We start from the raw sequence: 25198 nt of genomic DNA, 5'->3' as shown, positions 1-25198 counted from the left end.
AGGCTCAGGCCAGGCCTTCGGCCTTCAGTGCGGCCTGCACGCCGGCATCGGCGTCCATGCGTGCCTTGTAGGCGGCCAGGTTGTCCAGGCCCGACAGGTCGACCTTGGTGCCGGCGGCCCAACGCAGGGTGATGTAGAAGTACGGGTCGGCGAAACTGCGGAAGCCGGCCAGCCAGGGCTTGTCGGCCAGCTGCCTGTCAGCGGTCTCGAACAGGCCACGCAGGCGCTTGTGTGCGGCGGCGCGGATCGCATCGAACTGGCTTTCGTCGGCGATGAACTTGCCCGGTGCGAACAGCGGCGAGAAGGCCGGATGCACGTCGGAATTGACGAAGGCCAGCCAGCGGGTAGCTTCGGCACGCTGGCGCGCGCTGCCATCGCCGCCGAGGCCGGCCTGCGGGTAGGTGTCGGCGATATAGCCCATGATCGCGGCGTTCTGCAGCAGCACGAAGTCGCCATCGACCAGCGCGGGAACGGCGCCGGCCGGATTGATCTTGAGGAATTCCGGACCCTTGAGGGTGTCCTTGTTCAGCAGTTCGACCTCGAACGGCTGGCCGGTCCACTGCAGGGCGATGTGGTCGGCGGTGGAACAGGCACCGGGCTTGCTGTACAGCTTCATGGGAACTCCAGGTGATGCGGGCGGGAAACGCCCACTATCCCAGAGCCTGCCAGCGGGCGGCAACGCTGCCGCCAGCACGGATCGTTACGACTGCCGCGGCTTGAGGTTCTGCACCTTATAGAAGGTGTGATCGCCGATGGTGGCCACCTGGTAGGCGTTGCGCCAGTTCGGGCTGGCGATGGACAACGCGGCGAAGTGGCTGGCACCGGGCACGATCTCGCGGCGCTCGCCGGCCGGCAGCGCCCAGTTGCGCTCGGCGTCGAAGGCCACGTTCATTGCCTCGCTCCAGGCCGCGTCATTGCCCAGCTGGGTGCCGGGGGAGACGATGGTCGGCGCGAACTGCTTGCGCGCGGTGACCACCTGGCACATCGAGTCGCCCCACAGGCCACTGTCGAGGCGGCGCAGGGCGACCTCGGCAACGGCTTGCTGGCCGCGCAGGGTCTGGTCGCGGGCTTCCAGATAAACGGTGGTGCTCAGACACAGTGAATCAGCGGCCGGCTGCGGCAACAACTGCGACAGCCAGAGAATCCAGGCCAGTTTCATATAACTCCTTGCTCCGTATGGGCCGCACTCTCCGCTTCCAGTCGCGGGGGCGACAGGATGCGGGGTACGACTTGGCGTCATGGGGAGGCGGCCATCGGGGCCGCCCCGTGGGCAGCCCCAAAAGAAACGACCAGTACCGATCGTGGGGGCTGCGCCGGCTCACCGGAAACTGGCTGGTGAGCGGAAAGATGGCGCAAGGTAGGGGGGCGTAGCCGAACGCATCGTGAACCGTCCGGCTTGACATTCAGGTTCGGGAGGGGTGACGGAAATCACATTCCGTCCCCCATTCATGCGCTCATCAGAGCGCGGCGGCCACCCGGCTGCCCTGGTCGATGGCCCGCTTGGCGTCCAGTTCGGCCGCTACATCGGCACCGCCGATCAGCTGCGCGTTGATGCCGGCGGCCTGCAGCTCGGCCTGCAATGCGCGGTTCGGTTCCTGCCCGGCGCAGATCACCACATGATCGACCGGCAGCAGCTGTTCGCTGCCTTCCACGCGGATGCGCAGGCCTTCGTCGTCCACGCCCAGGTACTCGACGCCGCCGAGCATGCGCACGCCCTTGGCCTTCAGCGTGGCGCGGTGGATCCAGCCGGTGGTCTTGCCCAGCCGCGCGCCGGGCTTGCCGGGGCTGCGCTGCAGCAGCCACAGCCGCCGCGGCGATGCCTCGGGCTGCGGCCTGGCCAGCGAGCCGCGGGCCTCGAACGTGCTGTCCACGCCCCATTCGGCCATCCAGCGCTGTGGGTCCAGCGAGGGGGACTCACCAGCGTGGCTGAGGAACTCGCCGACATCGAAGCCGATGCCGCCGGCGCCGATGATCGCCGCACTGGCGCCCACTTCGACCCGGCCCAGCAGCACGTCCAGGTAGCTGACCACCTTGGCGTGGTTGGCGCCGGGGAAGTCGACCTTGCGCGGCGTGATGCCGGTGGCCAGCACCACCTCGTCGAAGCCGGCCAGGCTGGCCGCGTCTGCTCGCGTGCCAAGGCGTAGCTGCACGCCGGTTTCAGCCAGCTTGTGGCGGAAATAGCGCAGGGTCTCGTGGAACTCTTCCTTGCCGGGAATGCGCTTGGCCACGTTGAACTGGCCACCGATCTCGTCGTTGGCATCGAACAGGGTGACCTGGTGGCCGCGCTCGGCGGCCACCGTGGCGCAAGCCAGGCCGGCCGGACCTGCGCCGACCACCGCGACCTTTTTCGGCGTGGCAGCCGGGCGGTAGACCAGCTCGGTCTCGTGTGCGGCACGCGGATTGACCAGGCAGCTGGCCAGTTTGTTCTCGAACACGTGGTCCAGGCAGGCCTGGTTGCAGGCGATGCAGGTGTTGATCGCCTCGGCGCGGCCGGCGCGGGCCTTGTTGGGCCATTGCGGGTCGGCCAGCAGCGGGCGCGCCAGCGAAACCATGTCGGCGCCGCCGCTGGCGAGGATGCGCTCGGCGACGTCGGGCATGTTGATGCGGTTGGTCGCCACCAGCGGCACCGTTACATGCGGCTTGAGCTTGGCGGTGACACCGGCGAAGGCGGCGCGCGGCACCGAGGTGGCAATGGTCGGGATGCGCGCTTCGTGCCAGCCGATGCCGGAATTGATGATCGTCGCGCCAGCCGCCTCGATGGCCTGGGCCTGCTGCACGATCTCTTCCCAGTTGCTGCCGTCGTCAACCAGATCCACCAGCGACAGGCGGTAGATGATGATGAAGTCCGGGCCGCAGGCCTCGCGGATGCGGCGCACGATCTCCACTGCAAAACGCATGCGTTGGTTGGCGTCGCCACCCCAGCGGTCGGAGCGCTTGTTGGTGCGCGGGGCGATGAACTCGTTGATGAGGTAGCCCTCCGAGCCCATCACTTCGACGCCATCGTAGCCGGCTTCACGGGCCAGCTTTGCGCTGCGTGCGTAGTCGGCGATATGCCGCTCGACGCCGCTGGCCGACAGCGCACGGGGGGGGAACGGGTTGATCGGCGCCTTCAGCTTCGACGGTGCCACCGACAGGGGATGGTAGGCATAGCGGCCGGCATGCAGCAGCTGCAGGCAGATCTTCGCGCCGTGCTGGTGCGCGGCGGTGGTGAGCTGCCGGTGCGGGCGTACTTCCCAGGGCCAGGACAGCTTTCCGCCAAAGGGCTTCAGCCAGCCGACCACGTTCGGCGCGAAGCCACCGGTGACGATCAGGCCGACGCCACCTTCGGCGCGTTCGGCGAAGTAGGCGGCCAGGCGCGGGAAGTCGCGGGCGCGATCTTCCAGGCCGGTGTGCATCGAACCCATCAGCACGCGGTTGCGCAGCTGGGTGAAGCCCAGGTCCAGCGGGGCGAACAGGTGGGGATAGGCGCTTTCGTTGGCTGGCGACATGATCGATACGCTTGCGTACGGAAGCGCGAAGCGTGCCGGGAAACGGCGGCTGGGGCAAGGGGCGCGGGCGGTAGTGCCGGCCGCTGGCCGGGTACGCTCGGCACATGCGTGCTGTCGCTCCCGCATTTCGCTGCGCGAACCGCGGGCCCCACTTACCTGCCTCCACCCCCCGCGCCTGCGGCGCTGCCCCCGAACTCCGGGGGCGGTAGTGCCGGCCGCTGGCCGGCATCCCGATCAGCTCAGGGTGATTGCGGTTGCCGGCCAGCGGCCGGCACTACCGGGGGACGCCCAATCCCGAACCAGCCCAGCGTTACCCCGCACAGGGGGCCGATCAGCAGGGCGAAGGCGAGGGTGCCGACACCGACATTGCCGCCGAGCCACCAGCCCAGCAGCAGCACGCTGCCCTCGATCAGGCTGCGCACCTTCCAGATCGGCCAGCCGGTGCGGGCATGCAGGCCGGTCATCAGGCCGTCGCGCGGGCCGGGCCCGAGCTTGGCGCCGATGTACAGGCCGGTGGCCAGGGCGACCAGCAGCATGCCGGCGCAGAACATCGCCAGCTGCCAGCCAAGGCCGACTGCCGGGGGAAGCAACCACAGCCCGAACTGCGCGGATGGACCGATCAACATCACGTTGAGCACGGTGCCGACGCCCGGCTTCTGTCGCAATGGCCACCACAGCAGCAGCACCAGCGCACCGATCACATTGGTGGCCAGGCCGAACGATAGCGGCGTCTGTGCGGCGATGCCCTGCGACAACACGTCCCAGGGGGCCACGCCGATCGCTGCACGGATCATCAGCGAGGCGCCGAAGCCGTACAGGAACAGGCCGATGATCAGTTGCAGCAGACGCAGGGGCAGGGCGGTGGGCATGGCGGCGCTCGGGGAGAGGGGAGGGATCTGTTTCCACCGTAATCCCGATTCAGTCACTCCCATAGATACAGATGACGGCCGATCCGCCGCTACAGGAGTCGTCGATCCTGCGTATGGGACGTTCTGTGGAGCTGGGCCATGCTCGGCTGCTTTGCCTGGCACCGCCAGCCGAACATGGCCCGGCACTGCACCGGCGTTCCAGCCTGGCTCAGTCGCTCCAGCCGGCCAGCGCCAGCTTGCCCACCGTGCGCCCGCTGGCCAAGCGCTGATGCGCGATGTCCAGATTCGCCGCATTGATCGCGCCCAGCGTCTCGCTGAGGGTGCCGCGCAGCTGGCCAGCGTCGATCATGCTGGCCGCGCGGCTGAGGATGCGGTGCTGTTCGATGCGGTCCGCCGTGGCGAAGCGCGAACGCGCGAACATGAACTCCCAGTGGATGCCGATGCACTTGGCCTTGTAGGGATCACCGATGCGCAGCGCGCCGCGCGGTTCGACGATGAGGCCGACATGGCCCTGTGGCGCCAGCAGCTGACCCAACGCATCCCAGTAATGGTCGGTGTCGGCCAGGTTGAGCGCGACCTGTACTGCGTCGATGCCCGATGCCTGCAGCTGGGGCAGCAGCGGCTGCCGGTGGTCGATCACATGCTGGGCACCCATCTGCCGGCACCAGTCGATCGACGATTCACGCGAGGCGGTGGCGATCACCTCGAATCCGGCGTGCCGGCCCAGCTGGATCGCCATCGATCCAACACCGCCTGCTCCGCCGATCACCAGCAGGTGCTGGCCGGCATGGCGGCGATCATCCAGCTGCAATGGCATGCGCTGGAACAGCAGTTCCCATGCGGTGAGCGTGGTCAGTGGCAGTGCGGCCGCTTCGGCGAAGTCGAGCGTGGTCGGCTTGCGCGCTACCAGCCGTTCGTCCACAAGGTGGAACTGCGCATTGCAGCCCGGCCGGGTGACATCACCGGCGTAGTAGACCTCGTCGCCGGACGCGAACAGGCTGGCGTCCTCGCCGATCGCTTCGACCACCCCGGCGGCGTCCCAGCCGAGTACGCGGGGTGCTTCGAGCGTGGCCGGATCGGTGGCCGCCCGCTGCTTGCCGTCGACCGGGTTCACCGAGACGGCCTCGACCCGGATCAGCAGGTCGCGGCCACCCGGAGGCAGCGGCGGGGGGAGGTGGATATCGCAGAGGGCGGGGGCGGATTCACGACTCAGGGCGACGGCTTTCATCTCGGCTCCGGCTGGGTACGTGGCTCCATCATAGAGTTCCTCACGTTTCAGCAGATACGCTGAATCGGGTGGAGCAAGCTGTTGCGCAATATGTCGTATTCCGCACTTAAACCCCGTCAAACCCTTGCAGCGTGAGGGTCTTGCGGATTTTCATCATCCTGTATAGGGTTTCAACGTCGGACCGGTGGAGGGTCGGGCGCGATACTTCACATGTTACGGGACTGTTAACATGACCTTCACCCGCCTGAGCATAATGTTCGCGGCGGTGGCGTGCTGAATCGGCTGTCGAACATCGACGCACTAGTGCTGGCCCATGCCTCTACCGGTTTCATACCCCCGAAATAGGAGCTGTACTCAATGAACAAGAAGATCCTTACTGCCGCGCTGCTGGGTGGTCTGGCTTTCGCCCAGGCTGCGTCCGCGCAGGAGTTCGATGACCGCTGGTACCTGACCGGTTCGGCCGGCTTCAACTTCCAGGACAGCGACCGCCTGACCAATGACGCTCCGTTCGTCACCCTGGGCCTGGGCAAGTTCATCAGCCCGAACTGGTCGCTGGACGGTGAGCTGAACTACCAGAACCCGAACTTCGACGCCAACAAGGACATGAACTGGTCGCAGTACGGCGTCTCGCTGGACCTGCGTCGCCACTTCATCAAGGAAGGCCGCGGCTGGAACCCGTACCTGCTGGCCGGCCTGGGCTACCAGAAGTCGGAAGAAGAGTACAACCCGATCAGCGGTGGCCTGGCTGACCGCAAGGACGGCAACTTTGCCGCCAAGGTCGGCGTCGGTCTGCAGACCACCTTCGAGAAGCGCGTCGCTGTCCGTGCCGAAGTCGCCTACCGCGCTGATTTCGACGACCAGAGCGTGAACCCGAAGCGTGCCGGCAACGATGAAAGCTGGTTCGGCGACGTGCTGGCTTCGGTCGGCGTCGTGATCCCGCTGGGCCCGGCTCCGGTCGCGGCTGCTCCGGCTCCGGCTCCGGTTGCCCCGAGCTGCGCCGACCTGGATGACGACGGTGACGGCGTCAACAACTGCGACGACAAGTGCCCGAACTCGCAGCCGGGTCAGACCATCGGTCCGGACGGTTGCCCGGTGCCGGTCTCCATCGACCTGAAGGGCGTCAACTTCGACTTCGACAAGTCGAACCTGCGTCCGGACGCCGTGGCGATCCTGAGCGAAGCCACCGAGATCCTGAAGCGTTACCCGGATCTGCGCGTTGAAGTCGCCGGTCACACCGACTCGAAGGGTACCGACGCTTACAACCAGAAGCTGTCGGAGCGTCGTGCTACCGCCGTGTACAACTACCTGACCAAGAACGGCGTTGACGCCGGTCGCCTGGTCGGCCCGATCGGCTACGGCGAGAGCCGTCCGATTGCTCCGAACACCAACCCGGATGGTTCGGACAACCCGGAAGGTCGCGCCAAGAACCGTCGTACCGAGCTGAACGTCCAGAACTAAGTTCTGACGCTCTGCCAGTAGGACACAGCAGGACCCGGCTTCGGCCGGGTCTTGTTGTTTCTGCGGCCTGGAATCCGGTGCCTGCCGGTCCGGGGGTAACCGTTCGTCGGGTTTTTGTCCGTAAAACCAATGGGTTGCCGTATTCATTGAAAGTGGCGCTTGAAAGCTGTCGCGGCATTGCTAAACTCGCCGCGTCACTTCCTTTCCTGGATGCCCTTCATGCTGCGCTCTGCATCGGCCGCCGTCCTGGCGCTGGCCCTGGTTCCCGCCGCTCACGCTGCGGTCGATTGCTCGGTCAACACCAGCGCCTCGCCGCTGCCGTTGCCGGCCACGACCATCGCGCCGGTGGCCGACGAGCTCTACATCCGTGGCAACCAGCTGGGCATGCCGGCCGGCGTGCTGAGCAGCAACTACGATCCGTCGCAGTCGCTGGACCAGGTGCTGCAGCGCCTGCGCATCGATGGCTGCCAGAACATCGCCAAGGCCATTCCGAGCGCACCGGCGGTGAAGCCGAACGATCCGGCGGCCTACAAGCCGCAGACCGAATTCGACAACACGCCTTGGCGCTTCGACATGAGCCAGAACGGCAAGCGCATGACCGCCGAGGAGTTCGACGCCTGGATGAAGGCGCGTGGCGTGCGTGTGGTCAAGGCGCGTCCGGCTCCGGCCGCCACTCCGGCCCCGGCCGAAGCACCGGCTGAGACCAAGCCGGTCGACAAGAAGTAAGCGCCGCGGGGAGCAGAGGCTTGCGCACGCGCCGCCCACCTGCCGCCCCCGCCGCCCGCTCCCACGCATCGCGTGGGCGTGCGACTCCCGCTGCCACAGCCGCCGGTGTCCGTCATGGCCTGGCGCGCGTGCTGTCCAAGGCCGGCGTCTGCTCGCGCAGCGAGGCCGCGCGCTGGATTGCCGAGGGCCGCGTACGCGTCTCCGGCCGCATCGTGCGGGATCCCGAGTTCCCGATTGGCCAGCCGGCGCCGCCGATCGAGGTCGATGGCCAGCCGATGGGCGCGCCGCAGCGCCTGTACCTGATGCTCAACAAGCCACGCGGGGTGGTGACCACCGTGCAGGACGAGCGTGGCCGCGACACCGTCTACCGCTGTTTCGATGGTGCAGGGCTGCCGTGGATAGCGCCGGTCGGGCGCCTGGACAAGGCCAGTGAAGGGCTGTTGCTGTTCAGCAACGATCCGCAGTGGGCCGCGCGCCTGACCGATCCGGAAACGGGTCCGCAGAAGACGTATCACGTGCAGGTCGACCGCCTGCCCGATGACGCCACGCTGGCGGCCCTGCAGGCCGGCGTGGAGGACGAGGGCGAGTTCCTCGTGGCCCAGGCCGTGCGCGTGCTGCGCAGCGGCGACAAGACCGCGTGGCTGGAGGTGGTCCTCGACGAGGGCCGCAACCGCCACATCCGCCGCCTGCTGGCGGCCTTCGACCTGCAGGTGCTGCGCCTGGTCCGGGTTGCGATCGGCGGGCTGCAGCTCGGCGATCTCGGCAAGGGCCAGTGGCGGATGCTGGAGGTCAATGACCAGCGGCGGCTGGGGGCCGCTGCACCGGGCTGATCATCGCCCGCGGCCGGCGGTTGCCGGCCACCGTTCCAGGCGTAGGGGGCGCCTGGTTGCTGAACTTCCCGAACGGAGCCTGCCCATGTACCACCCGACCCTCAACCAAACCCTGCGCTGCGCAGGCCTGCTGCTGCCGATGGTGCTGCTGACCGCCTGTGGTGGCCACAAGAAGGTGGCCAAGGCAGAAGCGCCGGCCGAAACCCCGGTGGTGGAAGTGAAGACCCCGGAGCTGGATGGCCGCGGCAGCTACCGCTTCCTGATGAGCAACGGCGACAAGAAGATGACCGCCGATGAGTTCGATGCCTGGATGAAGGCCAACGGCATCCGCGTTGCCAAGGGCAACGGCCAGGACGCTGCCGCCAAGCCGGTGGTGGTGGCCAGCAAGGACGAGCCGAAGGGCAAGAAGAAAAAGAAGTGATGCCGGGAAGGTGCCGACCTCGGTCGGCACGCCCTCAAGCTCTGGTAGGTGCCGACCTTGGTCGGCACGCTTTGACCGCTGGGATCAACCCTTGATCACGCCCAGCTCGACACCGATGCGGGTGAACGCATCGATCGCGCGGTCCAGCTGCTCGCGGCTGTGCGCAGCGCTGATCTGGGTGCGGATGCGGGCCTGGCCCTTGGGCACCACCGGGAAGAAGAAGCCGATCGCGTAGATGCCTTCTTCGAGCAGGCGCTCGGCGAACTTCTGCGCCAGCGGTGCGTCGTACAGCATCACCGGGCTGATCGGGTGCACGCCCGGCTTCACGTCGAAACCGGCGGCGACCATCTTTTCGCGGAAGTAGCGGGTGTTCTCCACCAGGGTGTCGCGCAGGTCGTCAGCGGCGGCCAGCATCTCGAACGCCTTGATGCCGGCGGCCACCACATGCGGCGGCAGCGAGTTGGAGAACAGGTACGGCCGCGAACGCTGGCGCAGCAGCTCGATCACCTCGGCGCTGGCGCAGGTGAAGCCGCCCAGTGCACCGCCCATGGCCTTGCCCAGGGTGCCGGTGATGATGTCGATCTTCTCCAGCACGCCCTTCACTTCGGCCGAGCCGCGGCCGGTGGCACCGAGGAAGCCGGTGGCGTGGCATTCGTCGATGTGCACCAGCGCGTTGTACTTCTTCGCCAGCGCGGTGATCTCGTCCAGCGGAGCAATGAAGCCGTCCATCGAGAACACGCCGTCGGTGGTGATCAGCTTGGTCTTGCAGCCGGCGGCATCGGCGGCCTGCAGCTGGGCTTCCAGGTCGGCCATGTCGCAGTTGGCGTAGCGGAAGCGCTTGGCCTTGCACAGGCGCACGCCGTCGATGATCGAGGCGTGGTTCAGTGCATCGGAAATGATCGCGTCGTTCTCACCGAGCAGCGGTTCGAACAGGCCGCCGTTGGCGTCGAAACAGGCCGCGTACAGGATGGTGTCCTGCTTGCCGAAGAAGTCGGCGATCTGCTTCTCCAGCTGCTTGTGCAGGTCCTGGGTACCGCAGATGAAGCGCACCGAGGCCATGCCGAAGCCGTGGGTATCCAGCGCATCCTTGGCGGCCTGGATCAGGTCCGGATGGTCGGCCAGGCCCAGGTAGTTGTTGGCACAGAAGTTCAGCACCTTGCGGCCATCCTCGAGGGTGATCTCGGCCGACTGCGGGCTGGTGATGATCCGCTCGGACTTGAACAGGCCCTGGGCGCGGATGGCGTCCAGTTCCTCGGCGTAGTGGCGGGTCAGGGCGGAGGAGGCGTCGGTCATGGCGTGGGCACGGCTCTGAACGGGGAAACCGTTGATTCTACCGGGCTACGACGGCCTTCGACCGGGCCGGGCAGGGCACCGCCACGGGTGGCACATGTTGCATCGCAATAGCAAACGGGTTAAAAATTCGTGAACCGCGCCTGTCTGGCGCCGGTTGCCCGCTCCCCCTTCCCGCCCCCGCCACCCTCGGAGACGCCCATGAAGCACGCCCGTGCCTGCCTCGCCATTGCCGCTGCCCTGACCCTGGCCGCCCCGTTCGCCGCCAGCGCCCAGGAAAACGAATCGCCGTACAGCTGGAACGTCACCGCTGTTTCCGATTACCTGTTCCGTGGTGTGTCGCAGACCGACGAGGATCCGACCCTGCAGGCCGGTTTCACCTACACCAGCCCGGTTGGCCTGTACGCAGGCGTGTGGGGCTCGGGCGTGGATTTTGGTGCGGGTGACCCGAAGACCGAGGTCGACTACCTGATCGGCTACGGCGTGGACGTCACCGAGCGCGTCAACTTCGACGTGCTGCTGAACCGCTACACCTACCTGAAGTCCAGCCACCAGAACTACAACGAGCTGATCACCACCACCACGCTGGATGACACCTACAAGCTGACGGTGGCCTACACCAACGATGTCTGGAACAGCAGCACCGATGGCTGGTACTTCGGCCTGGGCGGCAGCTGGGGCCTGCCGAAGGACTTCACCCTGAATGCCAACGTCGGTCGCAGCACCTTCGAGGACGGCATCGCCAAGGACTACACCGACTGGAACGTCGGCGTCGCGCGCCAGTTCGGCCTGTTCAACGTCGGCCTGGGCTACTACGGCACCGACGGCAACGGCCGTGACAATTCCGGCAAGCTGGCCCACAGCCGGGTGATGCTGAGCGTCGCCGTCGGCAAGTAACGCCGCAGGCGTTACGGGTAGTGCCGGCCGCTGGCCGGCAACACCAAAGAAAAAGGCGCCCATCGGGCGCCTTTTTCAATTTCAAGGTGTGCCGAGCAAGCTCGGCACCCACCCATCGCGCACGGCGAAGGGTCAATTCCAGCTCAAAACAACCTTGCCGGCCTTGCCTTCTTCCATCAGGTCGAAGCCCTTCTGGAAGTCGTCGATCGGCAGCTGGTGGGTCATCACCTTGCCGAGCGGGAAGCCGGACAGCACCAGCTGGGTCATCTTGTACCAGGTCTCGTACATCTTGCGGCCGTAGATGCCCTGCACGGTCAGGCCCTTGAAGATGATCTTGTCCCAGTCGCAGCCGGCGCCCTTGGGCATGATGCCGAGCATGGCGATCTTGCCGCCGTGGTACATGCAGTCGAGCATGTCGTTGAACGCACGCGGGTTGCCGCTCATTTCCAGGCCCACGTCGAAGCCCTCCATGTGCAGTTCCTTCATCACGTCCTTCAGCGACTGGTTGGCCACGTTGACCACGCGGGTGGCGCCCATGTCGGCGGCCAGCTTCAGGCGGAAATCATTGACGTCGGTCACCACCACGTTGCGCGCACCGATGTGCTTGCAGATGCCGGCGGCGATGATGCCGATCGGGCCGGCACCGGTGATCAGCACGTCCTCGCCGATCACGTTGAACTCCAGCGCACAGTGCGCGGCATTGCCGTACGGGTCGAAGAACGCAGCCAGCTCCGACGGGATCTGGTCCGGGATCGGCCACAGGTTGCTGGCCGGCATCACCATGTATTCGGCGAAGGCGCCGTTGACGTTGACGCCGATGCCGACGGTGTTCGGGCACAGGTGCGGGCGGCCGCCACGGCAGTTGCGGCAGTGGCCGCAGACGATGTGGCCTTCGGCCGAGACGCGCTGGCCGATTTCATAGCCGGTCACGGCCGAGCCGAGTGCGGCGACGCGACCGACGAATTCGTGGCCGATGGTCAGGCCCGGCTTGATGGTGCGCTGACTCCACTCGTCCCACAGGTAGATGTGCAGGTCGGTGCCGCAGATCGCGGTCTTCTCCAGCTTGATCAGGACCTCGTTCGGGCCCGGGGTCGGCACCGGAACTTCTTCCAGCCAGATGCCCTTGGCCGCTTCGCGCTTGACCAGGGCCTTCATCGTTTGCTGCGCCATCGGGGTGGAACTCATCAGGGGGAAAGCGCGGATTATAGGGTGCCGCGCGGATTTCCCATGTTGCGCTGCGGGTGCATTGGCGGAACGAAAGGCGTGCGCCGGCGGGCGTTTCGAACGTGCCGCAAACAGCAGCGCCTCCTTGATTCCGGGGGAGGGGGCGTGGTCACCCTGGCCGGGACACGCAAAAGCCCATCCATGGTGCTCGATGGCGCCATCCATGGCGCCAACGGTCCCGGCCAGGGTGACCACGCCCCCTCTGGACCATTCCATGTGCGCGGCCGACGTGCGCATGGCAGCGCGAGAAGCAGGCCCATGACTTCCGGGGTTCGGGCCGGGGCGGGGCGGCGGGCTACAATCGAGGGTTCCACTATCAGGGGCCGCTCCATGCGCTCGAACCTGCTTGCATTCTCCATCGTCGCCAGCCTCGGGCTGGCCCAGGTCGCCCATGCCGCTGAAGGCATGTGGGTGCCGCAGCAGCTGCCGGAAATCGCCGGCCCGCTGCAGAAGGCCGGCCTGAAGCTGTCCCCGGAACAGCTGTCCAACCTGACCGGCGACCCGATGGGCGCGGTCGTCGCCCTCGGCGGCTGCACCGCCAGCTTCGTCTCGCCGCAGGGCCTGGTGGTCACCAACCACCACTGCGCTTATGGCGCCATCCAGCTGAATTCGACCGCGCAGAAGAACCTGATCAAGGACGGCTTCAACGCGCCGACCCTGAAGGACGAACTGAGCGCTGGCCCGAACGCCCGCGTGTTCGTGCTCGACCAGATCACCGACGTCACCACCCAGGCCAAGGCCGCCATCGCTGCCGCCGGCAACGACCCGCTGGCCCGCAGCCGCGCGCTGGACGCCTTCGACAAGGCCCAGGTCGCCGCCTGTGAAGCCGATGCCGGCTTCCGCTGCCGCCTGTACAGCTTCTCCGGAGGCAACACCTACCGCCTGTTCCGCAACATGGAAATCAAGGACGTGCGCCTGGTCTACGCGCCCCCGGGCAGCGTCGGCAAGTTCGGCGGCGACGTCGACAACTGGATGTGGCCGCGCCACACCGGCGATTTCTCGTTCTACCGCGCCTACGTCGGCAAGGACGGCAAGCCGGCCGCCTTCGCCGCCGACAACGTGCCGTACCAGCCCAAGCACTTCCTGAAGTTCGCCGACCAGCCGCTGGGTGCCGACGACTTCGTGATGGTGGCGGGCTACCCGGGCCGCACCAACCGCTATGCCCTGGCCGGTGAATTCAACGAAACCGCCAGCTTCACCTACCCGACCATCGCCAAGCACTACAACGCCGTGCTGAAGATGATCGCCGACGCCGGCAAGGCCGACGCCGACGTCAAGGTGAAGTACGCCGCCACCGCCGCCAGCATGAACAACGTGGCCAAGAACTACCTGGGCCAGCTGGAAGGCTTCAAGCGCATCGACGCCGCTGGCCAGAAGCAGGCTGAAGAAGCCGCCGTGCTGGCGTGGCTGAAGAAGCAGGGCGCTGCCGGCAAGCCGGCCCTGGCGGCACACGCGCAGCTGCTCAAGCATCTGGATACCAGCAAGTCGACCCGCGAACGCGACCTGTTCGTCGGTCAGTTCAACAACACCTCGGCCGTTGGCGCGGCGATCACCCTGTACCGCCTGTCGATCGAGCGCAGCAAGCCGGATGCCGAACGCGAAGCCGGTTACCAGGAACGCGACCTGACCACCATCGAAGGTGGCCTGAAGCAGATGGACCGCCGCTACGTGGCGAAGATGGACCAGCAGCTGCAGGCCTACTGGCTGGACCAGTACGTGGCCCTGCCGGCCGCACAGCGCGACAACGAAGTGCTGAACAAGTGGCTGGCCGGCAGCGATGCCGCTGCGGTGAAATCGCTGGTGGGCAAGCTGTCGGGCACCGAGCTGGGCAGCCTGGATGCACGCCTGAAATGGTTCAAGGCCGACCGCGCCGCGTTTGAGGCCAGCAACGATCCGGCCATCCAGTACGCCGTGGCCGTCATGCCGGCGCTGCTGAAGCAGGAAGAGCAGAAGAAGATCCGCGAAGGCGAATCGCTGACCGCGCGCCCGCTGTACCTGCAGGCCGTGGCCGACTACAAGAAGAGCCAGGGTGAGTTCGTCTACCCGGACGCCAACCTGTCGCTGCGCATCACCTTCGGCAACGTCATGGGCTATGGCAAGGACGGCGTGAAGTACACCCCGTTCACCACCCTGGAAGGCGTGGCGGCGAAGGAAACCGGTGAGGATCCGTTCGATTCGCCGAAGGCGCTGCTCGATGCGGTCAAGGCCAAGCGTTACGGCGGCCTGGAAGACAAGCGCATTGGTTCGGTGCCGGTGAACTTCCTGTCCAACCTGGACATCACCGGTGGCAACTCGGGTTCGCCGGTGCTGGACGCCAACGGCAAGCTGGTCGGCCTGGCCTTCGATGGCAACTGGGAATCGGTCAGCTCCAACTGGGTGTTCGACCCGGTGATGACCCGCATGATCGCCGTCGACAGCCGCTACATGCAGTGGATCATGCAGGAAGTGGCGCCGGCGCCGCAGCTGCTGAAGGAACTGAACCTGGCGAAGTGAGGTAGTGCCGGCCGCTGGCCGGCAACCTCGACCGGATAGCCGGAGTTTCCCAAACCCCGCGACCCACGTCGCGGGGTTTTTTCATGCCCGGCCCGGCCCGGTGCGCCGAACAGGTATCATCCCTGTTCCGCGTACTTCACAGGATGTGAACGAAACGCGGAAACCTCCTCCCCCCAGGACCCCTTGCACGCATGCGCATCCTGCTTGCCCGCCACGGCGAAACGCCGTGGAACGCCGAAGGCCGCTACCAGGGCCAGATCGATATTCCGCTTTCGCCGATCGGTGAAGCCCAGGCCCAGGCACTGGGTGCCCGCCTGGCCTCGGTGGACATCACCCGCGCCGTCGCCTCGCCGCTGTCGCGCGCGCAGCGCACCGCGCAGCTGGCGCTTGGCGCCGCCCGCGCCGACATGCTGCTGACCGAGCCCGAGCTGCAGGAAATCGCCCACGGTGAATGGGAAGGGTTGCTGGCGAGCGAGATCCACGAGAAGGATCCGTCGCGCCTGCAGGCCTGGCGCGAGGAGCCGGATACGGTGTTGATGCCCGGCGGCGAATCGCTGCGCCTGGTGCTGGAGCGCAGCTGGCGTGGGCTGGCGCGTGCCACCGAAGGCCTCGGCGAGCACGACACTCTGCTGGTGGTTGCGCACGATGCGGTCAACCGCGTGATCCTGTGCAAGGTGCTGGGCCTGCCGCTTTCCCGCCTGTGGACCTTCCGCCAGGCACCGACCACGCTCAACCTGCTCGAAGGCGCCGACCAGGACAGCCTGGAAGTGGTGCGCCTGAACGACTGCGCCCACCACACGCCGTTCTTCGGCGAAGCCAAGCACCGCGCCCTCTGATCCATCCCCCGCATCAACTGCTTCTGCTGGAACCGCTGCCGTGACGAACACCCCGACCACCCTGGCCGACTGGCTGGACTACATTGAACGCCAGCACCCGGCGAGCATCGACATGGGCCTGGAGCGCGTGCGCGCCGTGGCCGCAGCGATGGGCCTGGGCGCGCCGGCCAAGCGCACCATCGTGGTCGGTGGCACCAACGGCAAGGGCTCAACCGTGGCTTTCATCGAAGCCATTGCACGCGCCGCCGGCTGGAAGGTCGGTGCCTACACCTCGCCGCACCTGCTGCGCTACAACGAGCGCGTGCGCATCGACGGCCAGGACGTGGACGATGCCGCGCTGGTCGCCGCGTTCAATACCATCGAAGCCGTGCGTGGCGAGATCACGCTGACCTATTTCGAGTACGGCACGCTGGCCGCGCTGCAGCTGTTCGCCGACGCCGGGCTGGACCTGGCGGTACTGGAAGTGGGCCTGGGCGGCCGCCTCGATGCGGTCAACATCGTCGATGCTGACGTGGCGGTGATCACGACCGTGGACATCGACCATGCCGAGTGGCTGGGCGAGGATCGCGAGGCGATCGGGACCGAGAAGGCCGGCATCATCCGCGGCTGGAAGCCGGTGATCCTGGGCGAGACCGATCCGCCGTCGAGCGTGCTGCGCCGTGCCTACCTGGTTGGCGCCAATGCGATCCGTGGTGGCAGCGACTATTTCTACGAGCCGATCGATGCGCAGCGTTGGCGCTGGCGCGATGTCGGCCTGCGCATGGAACTGCCGACCCCAGCGCTGGCCGGCCCGATCCAGCTGGCCAATGCGGGTGCCGCCATCGCCGCGCTGCGCGCGCTGGACAAGCCGGTGCCGCGTGCGACGTGGGCCGCCGGTGTCGCAGCGGCGCGCATTTCCGGCCGGCTGCAGGCATTCGAGCGCGATGGCGTGCAGATCCGCGTCGACGTCGGCCACAACCCGCAGGCGGCGGGCCAGCTGGCGCGTGCGCTGAAGGCCGAGGTCTCTGCCGGGCGCACCCTGGCGGTGTACGCCGCGCTGCAGGACAAGGACGCAGCGGGGGTGGTGCAGGCGCTGGAGGACGTAGTGGGCGAGTGGACCCTGGCCGGGCTGGAAGGCCCGCGCGGGCAGAGCGCCGTCCAGCTGCAGGCACGCCTGGCCGGCACCGCCGCCGCCACGGCGCTGCTGGCTGACAGCGTCGAACAGGCACTGGCGCAGGTGCTGGCCCAGGCCGAGCGCGGTGACCGCGTGCTGGTGTTCGGCTCCTTCCATACCGCTGCCGCCGCCCTGCAATGGCTGCAGGGCGATGCCTGATACGCGTTCAGCCAACGCCGACGCCGTCCGGTCCGGCACCCGTATAATCGATGCCAATCTCCGGACAGTTGCCTGCCTCACGTGGATACGCCTCTGAAACAGCGTCTGATTGGTGCCATCGTGCTGGTGGCACTGGCCGTGATTTTCCTGCCGATGCTGGTCAAGGGACCCGCACCGGACAGCGGCGTGGCCAATGTGCCGATCGCCGCGCCGGATGCACCGGCCGATGGCCAGTTCGAAACCCGTGAGCTGCCCCTGGTCGCCCCGGCCGGTGGTGCCACCGGCCTGCAGACCGGGCAGGCCAAGCCGCTGCAGGACGCCGCCACGCCGGCCACTCCGCCGACCGTGGATACCTCGCCGACGGTCGCCGCCGGCAACTATGCGGTTACCTTCGGTGCCTACGGCAGCAAGGCCGACGCCGATGCGGTGATCGCCTACCTGAAGCGCTCGCAGCTGCCGGGCTTCGCCGAAACGGCGACCATCAACGGCCGCCAGGCATGGCGCGTGCGCGTGGGGCCGTACGCCGACCGTGCACAGGCCGAGGCCGCCCGCCTGCAGGCGGTGAAGATCCGTGCCGATGTGAAGGCCGAAGTGATCACCCTGGATGCCGCAGCGGACAGCAGCGCCCCGGTGGCAGCAACCCCGGCACCGGCTACGCCGAGCGCCAGTACCCCATCTGCCGCCACCGCGCCGTCGGCCAGCAGCAACCCGGTGCGCAGTGAAAACCTGCCGCCGAGTACGCCGACTGCAACGACCACTCCGGCGGCCAAGCCCGAGCCGCCGAAGCCGGCGCCGAAGCCCGAAACCCCGAAGCCCGAGCCGAAGCCGGAGGCCACCGCCAGCAAGCCGGCAACGGCCCCGGCCACGCCGGCAGCACCAGCCGCCAGCGGCGTCGGCTTTGCCGTGCAGCTGGGCGCGTTCGGCCAGGCCAACGATGCCAACGCCCTGCGCGACAAGGTCCGCGCCGCCGGCTTCAGTGCTTTTGTCGAGCAGGTGCGCACCGAAAAGGGCACCCTGCATCGCGTCCGCGTCGGGCCGGTGGCCAACCGTGGCGATGCCGAGCAGCTGAAGGCGCAGGTTGCCGCCAAGGTCGGCGTGGCCGGCATGGTCCGACCGCACCCATGACCCACGCGCAGCCTCGTTGCCAGCGCCGCCGAAGGAGCGGGGCGCCATGATCGACGTGGTGCTGCTGATCGTGATCGCCGCCTCCACCCTGCTGGGGATGCTGCGCGGCTTCGTGGGAATCGTCATCGGCACCCTGTCGTGGCTGCTGGCCGCCTGGGCGGCCTTCGCCTTCGGCAATGACGCCGCCCATTGGTGGGCCGCCCCGGCGGCCCCCGGTGGCGAACACTTCGTCGGTGGCTACCTGGGGGTCGGCATCGGCGTGATGATCGTGGTTGCGGTGATCGGCATGGTCATCAAGGCTCTGGTCCACCGCAGCATGCTGACCAGCCTGGACCGCCTGCTGGGCGGGGTGCTGGGCGCCGTGCGGGGCGGCCTGATCGCCGCGATCCTGCTGCTGCTGGGCAGTTTCACCCCGTTGACTGCCGAGCCCTCCTGGCAGCGCTCGGCGGTGCGGCCACTGCTGAACCCCACCGTTGCCTGGATGAACAGCAAGCTGCCGCACTGGGAGGTTCCCGGGGCCGATCTGCTGCCCAAGGCCTTGCCGACCGACGCGCTGTCCCCATCTGCATTGATGGAGTTGGGCAAGAACGCAGGCGCCGGGTTGGGAAAGCCGGGCGCGGCAGGCGATAATGGCATCCTCAACCAGGTAGTGGCAGGCAGCGGATGGCTGCGGCCTGCGAAAGCGGAACAGGGCGATTCCTACGATCCGGCCGAAGTGCGTCCGGACGCCCCAGCACTGCCGGACAGTATCGAGCCGGGCGATCCGGCCAATGTCGACCGCAGGCGCGGCGACCACCGCGGCCAGGTACGGCCACCTTCCTTGTAACTGGGCACAGCCCAGCGGAGACCTCGCACCATGTGTGGCATCGTCGGAATCGTCGGCAACCAGAACGTCGCCGGGCAGTTGTATGACGGCTTGACCGTCCTCCAGCACCGTGGCCAGGACGCGGCGGGCATCGCCACCGCCAACGGCAGCCGCCTGCGCGTGCAGAAGGCCACCGGCCTGGTCCGCGATGTGTTCGATGCCCGCACCATGTCCACCCTGGAAGGCAGCGTCGGCATCGCCCACGTGCGTTACCCGACCGCCGGTTCGGAAGGCATGGACGAGGCGCAGCCGTTCTACGTCAATTCGCCGTACGGCATCGCGCTGGCCCACAACGGCAACCTGATCAATACCGAGGCGCTGCGCCAGCAGGTGTTCGAACAGGACCGCCGCAACGTCAACACCGATTCGGACAGCGAAGTGCTGCTGAACGTGTTCGCCTACGAACTGGAACAGCAGCGCCAGCTCAGCCCGGAAGCGGCCATCCGCGCGGTGGCCGGCGTGCACCGCCGCTGCAAGGGTGGCTATGCAGTGGTCAGCGTGGTGCTGGGCCTGGGCCTGGTCGCCTTCCGCGACCCGCATGGCATCCGTCCGCTGGTGCTGGGCAAGCGCAGCCATGCCGAGGGCGACGAGTACATCGTGGCGTCCGAGTCGGCCGCGCTGGACGTGCTGGGCTTCCAGCGCGTGCGCGATGTGCAGCCGGGCGAAGCGCTGGTGATCACCGCGCGCGGCGAGCTGTTCTCGGAAATCTGCGCCGAGCCGGCCGAGCACACCCCGTGCATCTTCGAATACGTGTATTTCGCACGCCCGGATTCGATGATCGATAACGTGTCGGTGCACAAGGCGCGCATGCGCATGGGCATCAAGCTGGGCGAGAAGATCCTGCGCCTGCGCCCGGACCACGACATCGACACCATCATCCCGATCCCGGATACCTCGCGCGACGCTGCGCTTGAGATCTCCAACGTGCTCGGCGTGAAGTACCGCGAAGGCTTCATCAAGAACCGCTACATCGGCCGTACCTTCATCATGCCGGGGCAGGGCGAACGCGTGAAGTCAGTGCGTCGCAAGCTCAACCCGATCCACCTGGAGTTCCGCAACCGCGTGGTGCTGCTGGTGGACGATTCGATCGTGCGTGGCACCACCAGCCAGCAGATCGTGCAGATGGCCCGTGACGCGGGCGCGCGCAAGGTCTACCTGGCCAGCGCCGCGCCGCCGGTGCGCTACCCGAACATCTACGGCATCGACATGCCGGCGGCCGAGGAACTGGTCGCGCACAACCGCACGGTGGAAGAGATCGAAGCCCACCTGGGCTGCGACTGGCTGATCTACCAGGACCTGGAAGACATGGAAGCGGCAGTGAGCGAGGGCAATCCGGCGCTGCGCAACTTCGATTCGTCCTGCTTCAACGGCCACTACCCGACCGGCATTGAACCGGGCTACTTCGAGCGCATCCAGCAGCTGCGGTCGGACGACGCCAAGCACAAGCGCCGCGCCTGAGGACCAGGCGTGGTTGACGTGCCCGATGTTGCTGGCGACCTGCTGCGCGCAGCGCAGCAGTGCCTGGCCGAAGCCGACCCGCTGCGCAAGGTGGCGCTGACCCAGGCCTACGCCGCTGCGTTCCGTGCCGGCCGCCTGAAGGTGGCTGCCGACGCGCCACCGCCAGAGCCGATCCGCATGCCGGGCCGGCCGGCGCAGCTGGTGCTGGTGCATCCGCGCGAAGTGCCGCGGCGCGGACTGGGCGGTGTGGAAGGACGGGCTGCCTTCATCCACGCCATCGCGCATATCGAACTCAACGCGATCGACCTGGCTTGGGACGCGGTGTACCGCTTTCGCGGCCTGCCGCCGGCTTTCCATGCCGACTGGGTCAGCTGTGCCGACGACGAATCGCGGCACTTCATGCTGCTGCGGGAGCGCCTGCAGGTGCATGGCCACGACTACGCCGACTTCCCCGCGCACAACGGCCTGTGGGAAATGTGCGAAAAGACCGCGCACGATGGCCTGGCACGCATGGCGCTGGTGCCGCGCGTGCTGGAAGCGCGCGGCCTGGACGTGACGCCCGGCATGATCGGGAAACTGCGCAATGTCGGTGATGGCGAGACCGCCGATGTGCTGGAAGTGATCCTGCGCGAGGAAGTGGCACATGTGGCTGCCGGTTCGCGCTGGTACCGCTGGTACTGCGACCGCGCCGGCGCCGAACCGCGTGCACGTTTCAAGGAACTGCTGGTGGAGTACGCCGGCGGCTACCTGCACGGACCGTTCAACATGGAAGCGCGCCTGCTGGCCGGTTTCGATGCGGATGAGCTCGCCAACCTGGTCGAACAGGCCGGTTGAAGAAAAGGGGACGGAGGGGATCAAGTCGTTTGTGGCACAAACGACTTGATCCCCTCCGTCCCCTATTTTCAGGCGTTCGGCAACACCACGCGCTTGCCATCCACCGTCGGCCGGTTGATGTAGAACAGGCCGGGACCCGGCCGGTAGGGCAGTTCGCTGACGCCGGCATCGGCCGCGTAGGTCAGTGCGGTGTCGCCCAGTGCATCGAAGTTCCAGTGCGCCGATTGCATCAGGTAACGCCGGCGCAGCAGCGCCTCCTGTGTCTGCGTCAGCGGCTGTCCGGCCACCAGGCGCCGTGCGATCGGCTGCAGGGCGGACGGCAGCTCCCAGCCAGGAACCTCGGCGGCATTGGCGGTCCATTGCACGCCGGCGTCGATGGCCTGCTGCTGCATCACCTGCAGTGCGATCAGCTGGTAACGCCAGTCGATGCGCCGACGCAGCACCACCGCGGCGGTCACATACAGCACCGGTGACAACAGCACGCTGCGGCTGCCGGCGCGACGCTGCTGCTGCCACTGGTGCCAGACATCCACCCAGACCTCCTTCTCACCCACGCCCAGCTGCTGGCGCCAGCGTTCGGCATCGGCCTGCGTTTCGGCGTAGGCCGTGGTGGCCTGCAGCAATGCCAGTGGAGGGAGCTGGTAGTCGGCAACCCCTGGGCGGCGCAGCTGTTGCCGGCGCGGGCGGCTGAGCAGCTTGGGACCTTCTTCCAGCTGGTTGTAGCCACCGCCGATATTGGCGTGTACGCCGGGTAGGGCGATCTCGGCAAACGGCGGTGCCACGCTGGTCAACGGATAGTGCTGGCGATGTTCATCGCGTGCAGTGAGCTGCACGACGCGACCGGCGATGCCGCCGTGCAGGGCCAGCTGCGGCCGCTCATCGGCGCGGCCGCCATTGACTGCGACAACGGTGTCGAACAGCCCGATGAAGCGCAGCACCGGCGTGGCCGGGGCGAAGTTCGCAGTGCAGGACAGGCCGGCGGCCTGCAGCAGCTGGCGCCAGCGCACGCCGTCCCAGCCCTGCAGTTGGTTGGCGATGTCACGTGCGGCAGCAGCACCGCGTGAATAACCGAACAGGTCCAGCTGCACGCCATGCAGCGGTCGCTGCCAGCGTGCGGATAGTCCCGACAGTGCGGCCGGAAGCAGCACCTGCAGCGCGCGCTGCACTTTCGCGCGAACGCCACTGGCACCGATGCCGAAGGCCAGCCCGATCAGATCGTCGTCGGCATCATCGCGGGTACCCACGCCTTCGACATAGATCGACAGCGAGGGAGCGGCCATCGCATCACGGCGGCTGTCCGGATACAGCTGCTGCAGGCGCGCGATGTTGGTCAGGCCGTTGTCGTAGCTGCTGGTCAGCCGGCTCTGGTAGGTCGAATCATCGTCCGCGCGCAGCTGCGCCGGTCGAGGCTGCGGAACCTGCGGACGGCCGCGCGCCAGGTTGTGTGCGTTGTTGCGGGTGCCGTCGAAGAACAGGCCGATCCGCAGCAAGCCGACATCTTCGTCCGTGTCCTTCGCTGGTGCCATGTGCATTCCCCGTCGTGGCCGCGTCACGGTAGCGCGAAAGCGGTGTATTGGCGAAGTGTAGTGACGCTTTTGACCTTACTTAACGCAGATGCGGTCGATCACAGTTCCTGATTTTCATTCCCATCTTCTATTGAATTCACACAACCCGCGCAGGCCATATGGCCAAACCCGGCAAACCCGGGCGTGCTGCATCAACGCTGTTCACATCATTCAAGGAGCGACACAATGTTGTCCAGATCGATTGGCAAAGCGGCAGGTGGCCTGGTGTTGGGTTTGTCGGTGGCGGCAGCCGCGCATGCGGCACCGTTGTTCGAACCGGTGACGGTCATCAGCCGGGCATCGGCCAACAGCGAGCCTGCACTCGGCAAGCTGCTGGCCACCCCGTCCACGGCGACGGTGCAGGAAGTGCGTGTCGACGCGGCGGCTACGGCGCAGCCGCAGCTGGAATTCGAGCTGCTCGGCAAACGGGTGCAGGCGGTGCGCAGCAAGGTCGAGGCGCTGCCCGATGGTGGCAGCATCTGGTACGGCCAGTTCCGTTCGCCGTCCGACCGGTTGACCGCCGCCACCTCCAGCGGCCAGGACGATCCGGGCAATTCGTTGATCCTGGTACGTTCGGGCGACACCATCACCGGTTCGATCCGCAAGGACGGCAAGCTTTATCGCCTGCGTCCACTGGGTAACCGCCACGTGCTGGTCGAAGTCGACGAATCGAGGATGCCAGCCGATCATCCGGCTGACTACAACCAGCTGCCGAAGATCCCGATGGGCAACAACGACCGCATCGGCATCGCGCAGGCCTCGTCCGGTAGCCCGGCCACCATCCGCGTGCTGGTGGTGGCGACCAATGCAGCGGTAGCGGCTTATGGCGGCAACATGCAGTCGCTGGTGCAGCTGGCGGTGGCCGAATCCAACCAGGGTTATGTCAACAGCAACGTCGGCATCACCATGGAACTGGCCCGCTACGAGACCACCAGTTACACCGAATCGGGCAGCTTCGATACTGATCTCGCGCGTTTCCGCGGCACCAGCGACGGCTACATGGACAGCATCCACACCAGTCGAAACACCTACACGGCGGACGTGGGCGTGCTGCTGATCAACAACACGGCGTACTGCGGCCTGGCGTCGGGGATCGGCTCGACGGCGTCGACGGCGTTCGCTGCGGTGTACTGGGATTGCGCAACCGGCTACTACTCGTTCGCGCACGAGATCGGCCATCTGCAGAGCGCGCGGCATGACATCGCCACCGACTCGAGCACCTCGCCCTACGCCTATGGCCACGGCTATCGCTACGAGCCAGCCACCGGCACCGGATGGCGCACGATCATGGCCTACAACTGCACCCGCAGCTGCCCGCGCCTGAACTACTGGTCGAACCCGAACATCAGCTACAACGGCATCCCGATGGGCAATGCCAGTACCGCCGACAACCAGCGCGTGCTGGTCAATACCAAGGCCACCATCGCGGCCTTCCGCTGAGGCCAGGCGCCGACCAGGCGCGGCGTCTACCCGGGCACGTGCACCTGCCCGGGTAGATGCCAACCTTGGTTGGCACCTTCGGACCCATCATTCGCGCGCGAGCGTATCCAGCGACCAGCCGCCGGCATCCACGCGCAGCACCGATCCCTGCTCGTACCAGTCACCCAGCACGATGCGGGTGCAGGCACGGCCACCGGCCTGCAGCGAATGGATCGCCGGGCGGTGGGTGTGGCCATGGATCATGGTGTCCACGCCATGGCGCGCGAACGTGGCATCGACTTCGGACGGCGCCACGTCGGTGACGGTCTCGAACTGCGCGCGATCACCCTGCTTCATTTCCGACTGGCGGGCCTGGCTGGCTTCGCGCGCCTTCTGCGCGAACGCGATACGCGCTGCCAGCGGCTGTGACAGGAACTGTGCCTGGAACGCCGGGTCACGCGTCTGTGCACGGAACTGCTGGTAGGGAATGTCATCGGTGCACAGCAGGTCACCGTGCTGCAGCAGCACCGGGCGACCGTAGAGGTCGATCACGCATGGGTCGGGCAGGATGCGCAGGCCGGCACGGCGCGCATAGTCTTCACCGAGCAGGAAGTCGCGGTTGCCGCGGATGAAGTACACCGGCACGCCGCTGTCGGAGAGTACCTTCAGTGCATCGGCCACCGCATCGGCGGCAGGCGAGGGCGTGTCGTCGCCGATCCAGGCTTCGAACAGGTCGCCGAGGATGTACAGCGCATCGGCGCCGGGCGCCTGCTCGCGCAGGAAGCGCAGGAACAGGTCGGTGATCTCCGGACGGCTGGGGTCCAGGTGCAGGTCGGAAATGAACAACGTGGTCATGCGGG

Annotated in this window: 22 protein-coding genes; 13 read left to right on the top strand and 9 right to left on the bottom strand. The window is 67.1% G+C overall.

The annotated features are described in order from the left end of the window. Nucleotides 1-4: 4 nt before the first annotated feature. From H4O10_RS12330 to H4O10_RS12310, 5 genes are all read right to left on the bottom strand, one after another. Nucleotides 5-616 carry a glutathione S-transferase N-terminal domain-containing protein gene (locus tag H4O10_RS12330; RefSeq protein ID WP_005408230.1) on the bottom strand — a complete coding sequence of 204 codons (612 nt, stop codon included), beginning with the start codon at nucleotides 614-616 and terminating at the stop codon, nucleotides 5-7. A gap of 84 nt (nucleotides 617-700) precedes the next feature. Beyond that, the gene (locus H4O10_RS12325) at nucleotides 701-1159 is read right to left on the bottom strand and encodes a cell wall hydrolase (RefSeq protein ID WP_004154513.1); all 459 of its coding nucleotides are present in this window, start codon (nucleotides 1157-1159) and stop codon (nucleotides 701-703) included. 298 nt (nucleotides 1160-1457) lie between these two features. Next, nucleotides 1458-3488 (bottom strand): NADPH-dependent 2,4-dienoyl-CoA reductase, encoded by a 2031-nt coding sequence (locus tag H4O10_RS12320; protein ID WP_049454673.1) that lies wholly within the window; start codon nucleotides 3486-3488, stop codon nucleotides 1458-1460. A gap of 239 nt (nucleotides 3489-3727) precedes the next feature. Then, nucleotides 3728-4357 carry a membrane protein gene (locus H4O10_RS12315; RefSeq protein ID WP_005408232.1) on the bottom strand — a complete coding sequence of 210 codons (630 nt, stop codon included), beginning with the start codon at nucleotides 4355-4357 and terminating at the stop codon, nucleotides 3728-3730. Nucleotides 4358-4565: 208 nt separating this feature from the next. Next, nucleotides 4566-5585 (bottom strand): zinc-binding alcohol dehydrogenase family protein, encoded by a 1020-nt coding sequence (locus H4O10_RS12310; RefSeq protein ID WP_049454674.1) that lies wholly within the window; start codon nucleotides 5583-5585, stop codon nucleotides 4566-4568. A gap of 357 nt (nucleotides 5586-5942) precedes the next feature. Here H4O10_RS12310 and H4O10_RS12305 point away from each other — a divergent pair, with 357 nt between their 5' ends. From H4O10_RS12305 to H4O10_RS12290, 4 genes are all read left to right on the top strand, one after another. Then, on the top strand, nucleotides 5943-7043 hold the full coding sequence (locus H4O10_RS12305; protein ID WP_005408234.1) for an OmpA family protein: 1101 nt from the start codon (nucleotides 5943-5945) through the stop codon (nucleotides 7041-7043). Nucleotides 7044-7262: 219 nt separating this feature from the next. Beyond that, a complete protein-coding gene (locus H4O10_RS12300; protein ID WP_005408235.1) occupies nucleotides 7263-7769 on the top strand; it encodes a hypothetical protein in 507 nt (168 codons plus the stop codon). A gap of 20 nt (nucleotides 7770-7789) precedes the next feature. Further along, a complete protein-coding gene (locus H4O10_RS12295) occupies nucleotides 7790-8599 on the top strand; it encodes a pseudouridine synthase (protein WP_049454676.1) in 810 nt (269 codons plus the stop codon). An 85-nt stretch (nucleotides 8600-8684) separates the two neighbouring features. Beyond that, nucleotides 8685-9020, top strand: coding sequence for a hypothetical protein (locus H4O10_RS12290; RefSeq protein WP_049454677.1), 336 nt, complete (start codon nucleotides 8685-8687; stop codon nucleotides 9018-9020). Nucleotides 9021-9104: 84 nt separating this feature from the next. Here H4O10_RS12290 and kbl read toward each other — a convergent pair whose 3' ends face one another. Then, nucleotides 9105-10313, bottom strand: coding sequence for a glycine C-acetyltransferase (kbl, locus tag H4O10_RS12285; protein WP_049403840.1), 1209 nt, complete (start codon nucleotides 10311-10313; stop codon nucleotides 9105-9107). 198 nt (nucleotides 10314-10511) lie between these two features. On the opposite strand from kbl, the gene H4O10_RS12280 reads away from it, so the two are divergent. Further along, complete coding sequence (locus H4O10_RS12280) at nucleotides 10512-11207, top strand: TorF family putative porin (RefSeq protein ID WP_005412357.1); 696 nt, start codon at nucleotides 10512-10514, stop codon at nucleotides 11205-11207. A 132-nt stretch (nucleotides 11208-11339) separates the two neighbouring features. Here H4O10_RS12280 and tdh read toward each other — a convergent pair whose 3' ends face one another. After that, complete coding sequence (gene tdh, locus H4O10_RS12275; protein ID WP_010483949.1) at nucleotides 11340-12362, bottom strand: L-threonine 3-dehydrogenase; 1023 nt, start codon at nucleotides 12360-12362, stop codon at nucleotides 11340-11342. Nucleotides 12363-12761: 399 nt separating this feature from the next. Between tdh and H4O10_RS12270 the strand changes: the two genes are divergently transcribed. The 7 genes from H4O10_RS12270 to H4O10_RS12240 all read left to right on the top strand — a co-directional run bounded on the left by H4O10_RS12270 (nucleotide 12762) and on the right by H4O10_RS12240 (nucleotide 21354). Next, nucleotides 12762-14924, top strand: a complete 2163-nt coding sequence (locus tag H4O10_RS12270; protein ID WP_005412359.1) for a S46 family peptidase — start codon at nucleotides 12762-12764, stop codon at nucleotides 14922-14924. A gap of 191 nt (nucleotides 14925-15115) precedes the next feature. Next, on the top strand, nucleotides 15116-15760 hold the full coding sequence (locus H4O10_RS12265; RefSeq protein WP_049454724.1) for a histidine phosphatase family protein: 645 nt from the start codon (nucleotides 15116-15118) through the stop codon (nucleotides 15758-15760). A 40-nt stretch (nucleotides 15761-15800) separates the two neighbouring features. Further along, nucleotides 15801-17072, top strand: a complete 1272-nt coding sequence (gene folC / locus H4O10_RS12260; RefSeq protein ID WP_049454722.1) for a bifunctional tetrahydrofolate synthase/dihydrofolate synthase — start codon at nucleotides 15801-15803, stop codon at nucleotides 17070-17072. Between the two features lie 81 nt (nucleotides 17073-17153). After that, nucleotides 17154-18197: an SPOR domain-containing protein gene (locus H4O10_RS12255; RefSeq protein WP_033835453.1), complete on the top strand. Its 1044-nt coding sequence runs from the start codon at nucleotides 17154-17156 to the stop codon at nucleotides 18195-18197. Between the two features lie 46 nt (nucleotides 18198-18243). Next, a complete protein-coding gene (locus H4O10_RS12250) occupies nucleotides 18244-19023 on the top strand; it encodes a CvpA family protein (protein WP_012479253.1) in 780 nt (259 codons plus the stop codon). 30 nt (nucleotides 19024-19053) lie between these two features. After that, the gene (gene purF, locus H4O10_RS12245; RefSeq protein WP_005408246.1) at nucleotides 19054-20520 is read left to right on the top strand and encodes an amidophosphoribosyltransferase; all 1467 of its coding nucleotides are present in this window, start codon (nucleotides 19054-19056) and stop codon (nucleotides 20518-20520) included. A gap of 9 nt (nucleotides 20521-20529) precedes the next feature. Continuing rightward, a complete protein-coding gene (locus tag H4O10_RS12240) occupies nucleotides 20530-21354 on the top strand; it encodes a ferritin-like domain-containing protein (protein ID WP_033835454.1) in 825 nt (274 codons plus the stop codon). A 68-nt stretch (nucleotides 21355-21422) separates the two neighbouring features. Here H4O10_RS12240 and H4O10_RS12235 read toward each other — a convergent pair whose 3' ends face one another. Next, nucleotides 21423-22880: a DUF2235 domain-containing protein gene (locus H4O10_RS12235; protein ID WP_049454720.1), complete on the bottom strand. Its 1458-nt coding sequence runs from the start codon at nucleotides 22878-22880 to the stop codon at nucleotides 21423-21425. Nucleotides 22881-23105: 225 nt separating this feature from the next. Here H4O10_RS12235 and H4O10_RS12230 point away from each other — a divergent pair, with 225 nt between their 5' ends. Continuing rightward, nucleotides 23106-24359: a M12 family metallo-peptidase gene (locus H4O10_RS12230; protein WP_033835456.1), complete on the top strand. Its 1254-nt coding sequence runs from the start codon at nucleotides 23106-23108 to the stop codon at nucleotides 24357-24359. 87 nt (nucleotides 24360-24446) lie between these two features. On the opposite strand, the gene lpxH is transcribed toward H4O10_RS12230, so the two are convergent. Beyond that, nucleotides 24447-25193, bottom strand: coding sequence for a UDP-2,3-diacylglucosamine diphosphatase (gene lpxH, locus H4O10_RS12225; protein ID WP_033835457.1), 747 nt, complete (start codon nucleotides 25191-25193; stop codon nucleotides 24447-24449). Between the last annotated feature and the right edge of the window lie 5 nt (nucleotides 25194-25198).

The sequence above is a fragment of the Stenotrophomonas sp. I18B00994 genome, assembly GCF_014145825.1.
GTDB classification, from domain to species: domain Bacteria; phylum Pseudomonadota; class Gammaproteobacteria; order Xanthomonadales; family Xanthomonadaceae; genus Stenotrophomonas; species Stenotrophomonas maltophilia.
Note: the sequence above shows the minus strand (reverse complement) of the source record. Positions and strands in the feature narration are given on the sequence as shown.

What these genes read in the sequence shown, in the direction of transcription:
- H4O10_RS12270 (WP_005412359.1), top strand. Translation starts at nt 12,762, where the DNA reads ATGCGCTCGAACCTGCTTGCATTCTCCATCGTCGCCAGCCTCGGGCTG.
- H4O10_RS12235 (WP_049454720.1), bottom strand. Translation starts at nt 22,880, where the DNA reads ATGGCACCAGCGAAGGACACGGACGAAGATGTCGGCTTGCTGCGGATC.
- lpxH (WP_033835457.1), bottom strand. Translation starts at nt 25,193, where the DNA reads ATGACCACGTTGTTCATTTCCGACCTGCACCTGGACCCCAGCCGTCCG.
- H4O10_RS12330 (WP_005408230.1), bottom strand. Translation starts at nt 616, where the DNA reads ATGAAGCTGTACAGCAAGCCCGGTGCCTGTTCCACCGCCGACCACATC.
- tdh (WP_010483949.1), bottom strand. Translation starts at nt 12,362, where the DNA reads ATGAAGGCCCTGGTCAAGCGCGAAGCGGCCAAGGGCATCTGGCTGGAA.
- H4O10_RS12325 (WP_004154513.1), bottom strand. Translation starts at nt 1,159, where the DNA reads ATGAAACTGGCCTGGATTCTCTGGCTGTCGCAGTTGTTGCCGCAGCCG.
- purF (WP_005408246.1), top strand. Translation starts at nt 19,054, where the DNA reads ATGTGTGGCATCGTCGGAATCGTCGGCAACCAGAACGTCGCCGGGCAG.
- H4O10_RS12320 (WP_049454673.1), bottom strand. Translation starts at nt 3,488, where the DNA reads ATGTCGCCAGCCAACGAAAGCGCCTATCCCCACCTGTTCGCCCCGCTG.
- H4O10_RS12305 (WP_005408234.1), top strand. Translation starts at nt 5,943, where the DNA reads ATGAACAAGAAGATCCTTACTGCCGCGCTGCTGGGTGGTCTGGCTTTC.
- H4O10_RS12300 (WP_005408235.1), top strand. Translation starts at nt 7,263, where the DNA reads ATGCTGCGCTCTGCATCGGCCGCCGTCCTGGCGCTGGCCCTGGTTCCC.
- H4O10_RS12230 (WP_033835456.1), top strand. Translation starts at nt 23,106, where the DNA reads ATGTTGTCCAGATCGATTGGCAAAGCGGCAGGTGGCCTGGTGTTGGGT.
- H4O10_RS12265 (WP_049454724.1), top strand. Translation starts at nt 15,116, where the DNA reads ATGCGCATCCTGCTTGCCCGCCACGGCGAAACGCCGTGGAACGCCGAA.
- H4O10_RS12315 (WP_005408232.1), bottom strand. Translation starts at nt 4,357, where the DNA reads ATGCCCACCGCCCTGCCCCTGCGTCTGCTGCAACTGATCATCGGCCTG.
- H4O10_RS12250 (WP_012479253.1), top strand. Translation starts at nt 18,244, where the DNA reads ATGATCGACGTGGTGCTGCTGATCGTGATCGCCGCCTCCACCCTGCTG.
- H4O10_RS12310 (WP_049454674.1), bottom strand. Translation starts at nt 5,585, where the DNA reads ATGAAAGCCGTCGCCCTGAGTCGTGAATCCGCCCCCGCCCTCTGCGAT.
- kbl (WP_049403840.1), bottom strand. Translation starts at nt 10,313, where the DNA reads ATGACCGACGCCTCCTCCGCCCTGACCCGCCACTACGCCGAGGAACTG.
- H4O10_RS12280 (WP_005412357.1), top strand. Translation starts at nt 10,512, where the DNA reads ATGAAGCACGCCCGTGCCTGCCTCGCCATTGCCGCTGCCCTGACCCTG.
- H4O10_RS12290 (WP_049454677.1), top strand. Translation starts at nt 8,685, where the DNA reads ATGTACCACCCGACCCTCAACCAAACCCTGCGCTGCGCAGGCCTGCTG.